The organism is Sulfurihydrogenibium yellowstonense SS-5, from assembly GCF_000173615.1.
Taxonomy (GTDB): domain Bacteria; phylum Aquificota; class Aquificia; order Aquificales; family Hydrogenothermaceae; genus Sulfurihydrogenibium; species Sulfurihydrogenibium yellowstonense.
The window spans coordinates 1-6,796 of the sequence record NZ_ABZS01000088.1 but is presented as its reverse complement, the minus strand read 5'-3'; the positions used below and the strand labels follow the sequence as shown (position 1 = coordinate 6,796).

General features: G+C 33.5%; 8 protein-coding genes. 3 read left to right on the top strand and 5 right to left on the bottom strand.

Features of this window, described 5'->3' with window-relative positions; all coding sequences use genetic code 11:
- The 3 genes from SULYE_RS04705 to SULYE_RS04695 all read left to right on the top strand — a co-directional run.
- The coding region (locus tag SULYE_RS04705; protein ID WP_007547025.1) for a hypothetical protein at positions 1–647 on the top strand (647 nt) is incomplete at its 5' end.
- On the top strand, positions 640–1,512 hold the full coding sequence (locus SULYE_RS04700) for a PSP1 domain-containing protein (RefSeq protein WP_007547024.1): 873 nt from the start codon (positions 640–642) through the stop codon (positions 1,510–1,512). The genes SULYE_RS04705 and SULYE_RS04700, both read left to right, overlap by 8 nt.
- Positions 1,509–2,456 carry a KpsF/GutQ family sugar-phosphate isomerase gene (locus SULYE_RS04695; RefSeq protein ID WP_007547023.1) on the top strand — a complete coding sequence of 316 codons (948 nt, stop codon included), beginning with the start codon at positions 1,509–1,511 and terminating at the stop codon, positions 2,454–2,456. The genes SULYE_RS04700 and SULYE_RS04695 overlap by 4 nt, the downstream gene beginning before the upstream one ends.
- Here the strand turns inward: SULYE_RS04695 and SULYE_RS04690 are convergent.
- The 5 genes from SULYE_RS04690 to SULYE_RS04670 are packed head-to-tail and all read right to left on the bottom strand — an operon-like array spanning position 2,453 to position 6,618.
- Positions 2,453–3,262, bottom strand: a complete 810-nt coding sequence (locus SULYE_RS04690) for a radical SAM protein (RefSeq protein ID WP_007547022.1) — start codon at positions 3,260–3,262, stop codon at positions 2,453–2,455. The genes SULYE_RS04695 and SULYE_RS04690 overlap by 4 nt on opposite strands.
- Positions 3,259–4,389 carry an NAD(P)H-dependent flavin oxidoreductase gene (locus SULYE_RS04685; RefSeq protein WP_007547021.1) on the bottom strand — a complete coding sequence of 377 codons (1,131 nt, stop codon included), beginning with the start codon at positions 4,387–4,389 and terminating at the stop codon, positions 3,259–3,261. The genes SULYE_RS04690 and SULYE_RS04685 overlap by 4 nt, the downstream gene beginning before the upstream one ends.
- A gap of 15 nt (positions 4,390–4,404) precedes the next feature.
- Positions 4,405–4,803: a hypothetical protein gene (locus tag SULYE_RS04680; RefSeq protein WP_007547019.1), complete on the bottom strand. Its 399-nt coding sequence runs from the start codon at positions 4,801–4,803 to the stop codon at positions 4,405–4,407.
- 3 nt (positions 4,804–4,806) lie between these two features.
- The gene (locus SULYE_RS04675) at positions 4,807–5,352 is read right to left on the bottom strand and encodes a Uma2 family endonuclease (protein ID WP_007547017.1); all 546 of its coding nucleotides are present in this window, start codon (positions 5,350–5,352) and stop codon (positions 4,807–4,809) included.
- Between the two features lie 9 nt (positions 5,353–5,361).
- The gene (locus SULYE_RS04670; protein ID WP_007547015.1) at positions 5,362–6,618 is read right to left on the bottom strand and encodes an MFS transporter; all 1,257 of its coding nucleotides are present in this window, start codon (positions 6,616–6,618) and stop codon (positions 5,362–5,364) included.
- Positions 6,619–6,796: the final 178 nt, after the last annotated feature.

Sequence of the window (6,796 nt, the reverse complement as noted above, 5' to 3'; positions counted from 1 at the left end):
ACCAAATTAGAGAAGCTATAAGCTTTCTTTCTTTAAAGTCTTTAAAAGGAAAGGTTTTAATCATAGAAAAGGCAGAAAATTTAAATACAGAAAGTGCAAATGCATTGCTAAAAACCTTGGAAGAACCACCGTCAAACACTTTAATCATACTTACAACCTCTAACCAAAATCAGCTTCTTCCTACAATAGTTTCTAGGCTAAAAAAAATTAGATTTAGAAAGTTGAGCCATCAGGATGTGGTTGATATTTTAAGCCTAAAATTAAGTGATGAAAAAAAGATAAAAGAGCTTGCTGATATATCGGATGGAAGTTTATGCATTGCTTCTACGCTATTGAAAAAAGAGGATATTTATGTATGGGCTAAAGATTTTGTTGGAATTTTGATAAATAAAAAACATCCGGAAGGCATATTTTCAATCGCAGCCAAGATAGACAAAATGGATACAGAAGATGTAAATCTTTTTTTTGATATAATTTTTAAATTCTACATTAAGCATAGTAAAGATTTAAAAGATATTGACAGCTATCAAAAATTTTTAAATCAGTATAGATTAGCTATTACAAGTTTAAGAAAGGGTGTTAAGAAAAAATTGATTGTTGAAAGCTTTTATATTAGACTAACTCAAAAAGGAGCATTGTATGAATAACATAAAACCGGTAAGAATAAGGTTCTTTGATACAAACAAATTTTCCGAGGTAGAGGTTCCGGTAAGTATAAAAAAAGGGGATTTTGTAGTTATTGAATCAGAAAAAGGTGAGGAGCTTGTTTTAGTTCTTGGTAATACGGTTTACACACCGGAATTAAAAAATTATAAATTTCTTAGAAAGGCGACAAAAGAAGATATTATGAAGTTTGATGCTTACGAAAACGAAGCTCAGAGGCATCTTGAAACTTGTAAAGAAGAAGCAAGTAAGCAAGGCTTAAAGATGAATCTTTTAAAAGCTTACATACCAATAAACAGAAGTAAAGTAATTTTCTATTATACTGCAGAAAGTAGAGTGGATTTCAGAGAGCTTGTAAAGATCCTTGCTAAAAGGATAAAGATGAGAATAGAGATGAGGCAGGTTGGAGTGAGGGATGGGGTTCAAATCGCAGGTGCAATTGGCATATGTGGTCAACAATGTTGCTGTAATGTATTTTTAGATAAATTTGAAAATATCTCTGTAGAAATTTTAGAAGACCAAAATCTTCCACCAACACCGGCAAAGTTTACAGGAATCTGCGGAAGGCTTATGTGCTGTTTGACTTATGAACTTGGAAATTACGAGATTAAAAAAGACCTTCCGGAAATTGGTTCAACCATCAATTGGGACGGCAAAGATTATATAGTTAAATACTACGATTTTATAAGAGAGAAAATAATCCTGATAAATGAAGAAAATGATACGATTGAAATTAGCTTCAAAGAGCTTGAAGAAAAAGGAATGATTAAGCCACAAAAAAGCTGTGGTGGATGTAATGGCTGTGGGTCAAAAGAAAATCTAACAATGCCTGAGGCTGAATTAAATTGATTTTGGATATTGCAAAAAAAACAATAGATGAGGAGATAAATGCCCTAAACAGACTTAAAGACTCATTAGACGAAAATTTTGAAAAGGCTGTAAACTTAATTTTAAATTGTAAAGGTAAAGTTGTAATAACAGGAATTGGCAAATCAGGAATCGTAGGCAAAAAAATTTCTTCCACTTTTTCATCAACGGGTACACCTTCATTTTTCTTGCATCCGGCTGAAGCCATTCATGGCGACCTTGGGATGGTGGAAAAAGAAGACTTGATTTTAGCCATCTCAAACAGTGGTGAAACTCCGGAATTAATCGCAATTATTCCAATTTTAAAAAGATGGGGAAACAAGATAATCTCTATAACAAATAAAAAAGACTCTACTTTGGCAAAATATTCTGATGTGGTTTTATATTTAAACGTTGACAAAGAAGCCTGTCCGCTGAATTTAGCACCAACTTCAACGTCAACTGCAACGCTTGTTCTTGGTGATGCTTTGGCAGTAGCATTGCTTACATTAAGAGGTTTTAAAGAAGAGGATTTTGCAAAATTTCATCCAGGTGGTTCTCTTGGTAAAAAGCTTATGAAAGTTGAGCATATCATGAGAAAAGACCTGCCATTATCTTATACAGATACACCTTTGAAAGAAGCCATCATTGAAATGTCAGAAAAAGGCTTAGGTGCTGTTTTGATAGTTGATAAAAATGATAATTTAGTGGGAATTATAACAGATGGCGACCTAAGAAGATTTATAAATAAAGGTGGTAGTATAGACAATTCTTTCGCAAAAGATGCTATGACAAAAAATCCCAAGGTAGCTGAAAAGCATTGGTATGTTCTTCAGGCATTGGAGTTAATGGAAAGATATAACATAACAGTCCTTCCTGTGGTTGAAAACAGTAAGCCAATAGGGATAGTTCATATTCATGATATTTTAAAGAGTGGAGTGATTTAAACTCCCACTAACCTATTTACCATCAAAGTACCACAACCGCCTATTTTTCTTGTTCTGTATCTATTAGATAAAGTTGTTCTAACTCCATTGCTTTTTAGCTTTAAAAATGCTTTTTCGTACTCTTCATCCGGAGTGGTCTTAAATGGCAAACTTTCTATCTCGTTGTATTTAAGCAAAAAAACTCCGATGTTTAATCTTTTTGCAATGTTTGCCAAAGCCTCTAACTCTTCGTCAGAGTCATTTTCTCCATAAATTAGCAGATATCCAATAGAGTAAAGCTTTCTTTTCCTGCTTGATAAAGTTTTTAAATGATTTTCAAAGACTTGAATTAATTCTTCTATGCTATGAGAGTTTGGAATCAAGGATTTTCTTTTTTCTTCTAAAACTGAATGTAGAGATAATGTCAGTCCATCATGATTTAGATGAAGTAGCTCTTTAAAGTATTTTATGGGAAATCCTGTTGTATAAAAGCTAACTTTTAAACCAATAGACTTAAAGTAATCAAATGCTTGTTTAACATTTTCAAAGTTAAGTAGTGGTTCACCAATTCCGGCAAAGGCTATGTTTGTAATCTCAAATCCTTTGTCTTTTGCTATTTCGTATTGATTAATAATCTCTTGTGATGAAAGATTTCTCATAAGACCATTTAAGCCAGATGCACAGAATGCACATCTGACCGAACATCCAACCTGAGATGAAACGCATAAAGTAGTCCTATAATGGACAGATTCTATGGTATATCCATCATCTGTTTTTATCTCTAATAAACTGTTAAGCTGGTCTTGGATGATTCCTTCTAATTTCATTTTACTATTAAGCTTTCTTCCGGCTCTTCCTGTCCGGATGGTATTCCTTCAACAAGCTCTCTTATTAAATCTTTCACATGGACTAATCTTTTAATTCTATATCCATTAGCACCGGAGAAGAATAATCCAGTTTCTACTCTTCCAAGGTAAGCATCTCCAAGCCTGTCCGCTATACAGTATCCAACTTTTTTAGCTTCTTCTCCATGATTACATGGGACCACGCAGTTAGACGTACATTTAACTTCAGGAGCTGCTCCTTTTTCAATATCTTTTATAAGCTTTGTTACAATTCCCCTTGCCGGATAGCCAACAGGTGATTTAAGTAAAACTATATCTTCCTTTTTTGCATTTATGATGACTTTTTTAAATTCTGGTGATGCATCACATTCATAAGTTCCAACAAACCTTGTACCCATCTGAACGCCGGCAGCACCTTGCGAAATATACCATTCAATATCTTCTTTACTCCAAATTCCACCTGCAACTATGACCGGAAAATCTCCCCACATGTCCCTTTCTTTTAAAACCTCAGGAAGAAGATTTTCTAACTGATATTCCGGCTTAAAACAGTCTTCGTAAGGTATCCCTTGGTGACCTCCGGATAATGGACCTTCAAGCACTACTGCGTCAGGAAGTCTGTTATATTTCTTTTTCCAGTGTTTACAGATTACCCTTAAAGCCCTTGCAGAAGATACAATCGGCACAAGAGCAGCATCAGAACCTTCCGCATATTCAGGAAGTCTAAGTGGCAATCCAGCACCGGAGATTATTATCTTAGCACCGGCTTCAATAGAATCTCTAACGACCCTATCATACTCTGTAATGGCACAGAGAATGTTTACGCCTATTATAGCTTTTTCTCCACCTGCTATCTCTTTTGCATCTTGTATTATTTTTGTTAAAGCTTCTTTGTTATGAATATACTTACTTCCTATTGGTCTTCCATCTTTTAGTTTTACATAGTTAGGATATCTGTATCCTGTTCCAACGGACGATACAACTCCTAAGCATCCATGCTTAGAAACATTGCCTGCCAAATTTTCCCACGATATACCAACGCCCATTCCACCTTGAATTATTGGATATTCAAATTCATATTTTCCTATTCTTAAACTTGGTAAGCCCATTTTAAAAACCTCTCTTTAATCAATTTCCGGTAAAGCTTTCTTAGCTTTCAATATATTAAATATATCTCTGTATAAATCAGGTTCACCTGCTTCAAAAGCCAATGTATCTATTATATACTGATTTTTGTTTTTATATCCTTTTGCTATAAAATCTGCTATAAAAGGACCTCCTCTTCTCTTATGCTCATAAACTACTGTCCCAATGACTCCAATATCAGCTTTGTTTATTTTGTAAACAATATCCATCTCAAGAACTTCTTTTACTGCAAAATTAACAAGAATATGCTCCTCTACAGCTTTTTTTATCTGCATTTCTTCATCAGTTTGAGACTGAGAAACTACTTCATCAATAACTTTTTCTTTATTTTCATCCGGCTTTTCTTCAAAATTACCAAATTTAACTATTTTTGCCATTCTCTACTCCTCTTTAAAAATATCATTTAAATCAAATTCTAAACTCAGAATTTCGGAAAACACTTTACCGTTTTCCCTTGCAGAAGCTACAAGGACAAACTCATTGTCAGAGTTTTTATAAATCTCTACTGTTTTTCTTTTTAGGTCAACAATCCAATACTCTTTTACACCGTATTTTTGATATACTTCCTTTTTTTCAACCAAATCATAGTATGCACTCGAAGGAGATAAAACTTCTATTACTACATTAGGAGCTCCAATTATTCCTTTTTCTTCTATTTTAGCTTTACCATCTTTTAAAACAACCACTAAATCTGGCTGGAATACGTTCTCTTCGTCTAAGTATACATCTACTGGAGAGTAAAATACCTCTCCTTTTTGGTCGTTTTCTATATTTTTATACAAAATCTGAAAAATTCTTTTTGATATCTTTTGATGAAAAATGCTTGGAGCTGGACTTATAACAAGCTTCCCTTGGATAAGTTGATATGGCGAGCCTTCCGGAAGCTTTAAGTAATCATGAACTGTTTTTTTAGTTAATACCGGCATGTTAATCACCTATATTTCATTTTTGAAAGACTCTTTTATAAATAAAGTAGTAAGAAAACATATAAATGCAACTGCAGATAGATAAACAGCCGGAGAGTATAAAACGCCGGTTTTTTGAATTAAAAGAGTAGCAACCATAGGAACTGTTCCGCCAAATATTCCAAGAGATATGTTATATCCAACAGAAAACGCAGTATTTCTTACATCCGGCGGAAAGTTTTCTACCAAAAATGTAGGAAGTATAGACATAAACAGTGATGATATTAAAGCAAACGCAACATGAGACATTACAATGATACGGATATCACCTGATATAATTGCTTTAAATAAAAATACAGAAGCCACTGAATATAAAAACGTAGATGCCAATAAAAATGGCTTTCTGCCGTACTTGTCTGACAAATGAGCCATGACAGGTATTAAGATTATCAAAACAAACATCGCAAAGCTATTTATAAATAAAGCCTTTGACATCTCAAATTTTAGCACTTTGCTATAAAACGTTGGCATATAGAGAAACAATAAGAAAAACGCTACACCTTGTAAGCTGCTATAGATGATAGAGATTAAAAATTCTTTTGGATGGTGTATGAATGTTTTTAGTAGTGGATTTTTCGTTTTGTTTTCTTCCTCCATTGCTAAAAACTCCGGTGTTTCTGATGTATTTTTTCTAATGTGTACTCCTACTATAGCCAATACTATTCCAAATAAAAATCCAACTCTCCAGCCCCAATCATGCAAGGTTTCTTTATCGAAAGTATTATTTAAAAACGCTCCCATCAAAGAGCCAAACATAATTCCAATTACCGCACCAAGTAAATTTATACTTCCAAAAAAGCCTCTTCTGTCTTTTGGTGCATGCTCTACCACAAACGTAACGGAAGTTGTATACTCTCCTCCTGTTGACAGCCCTTGAAGTATTCTAAAAAAAGTAAGTAATATTGGAGCTAAAATACCAATCTGCTGATAGGTTGGAAGTAATCCTATCAAAAATGTTGGTATAGCCATCAAAAAGATAGAGACTATCAAAGCCTTTTTTCTTCCGTACTTATCGCCTATATATCCAAATAAGACAGAGCCAAGAGGTCTAAAGAAAAAACCTACAGCAAACGCCCCAAATGATGCAAGAAGTGATAAGGTTTCGTTTTCTGATGGGAAGAATAACTGAGATAAAATTACAGCAAGATAGCCATATAAAGTAAAATCATACCATTCTAAAATATTTCCAATCATTCCGGAAAGAGCTACATTCTTATTAGATGCCAATTTTCTTATCACCTCTAAGCTTTTTTATATAATTTAAAAATTTTAGCATATGTTAAATAGTATGCTTTGGTTTTCTACTTTTTAATTTTTCCTGCTGTACAAGCTAAAAGAAACATGGGAAAATATAATATAAGAATTTAAAATTATGAAAATCGGAGGGATAAAGATGAGAAAGAAA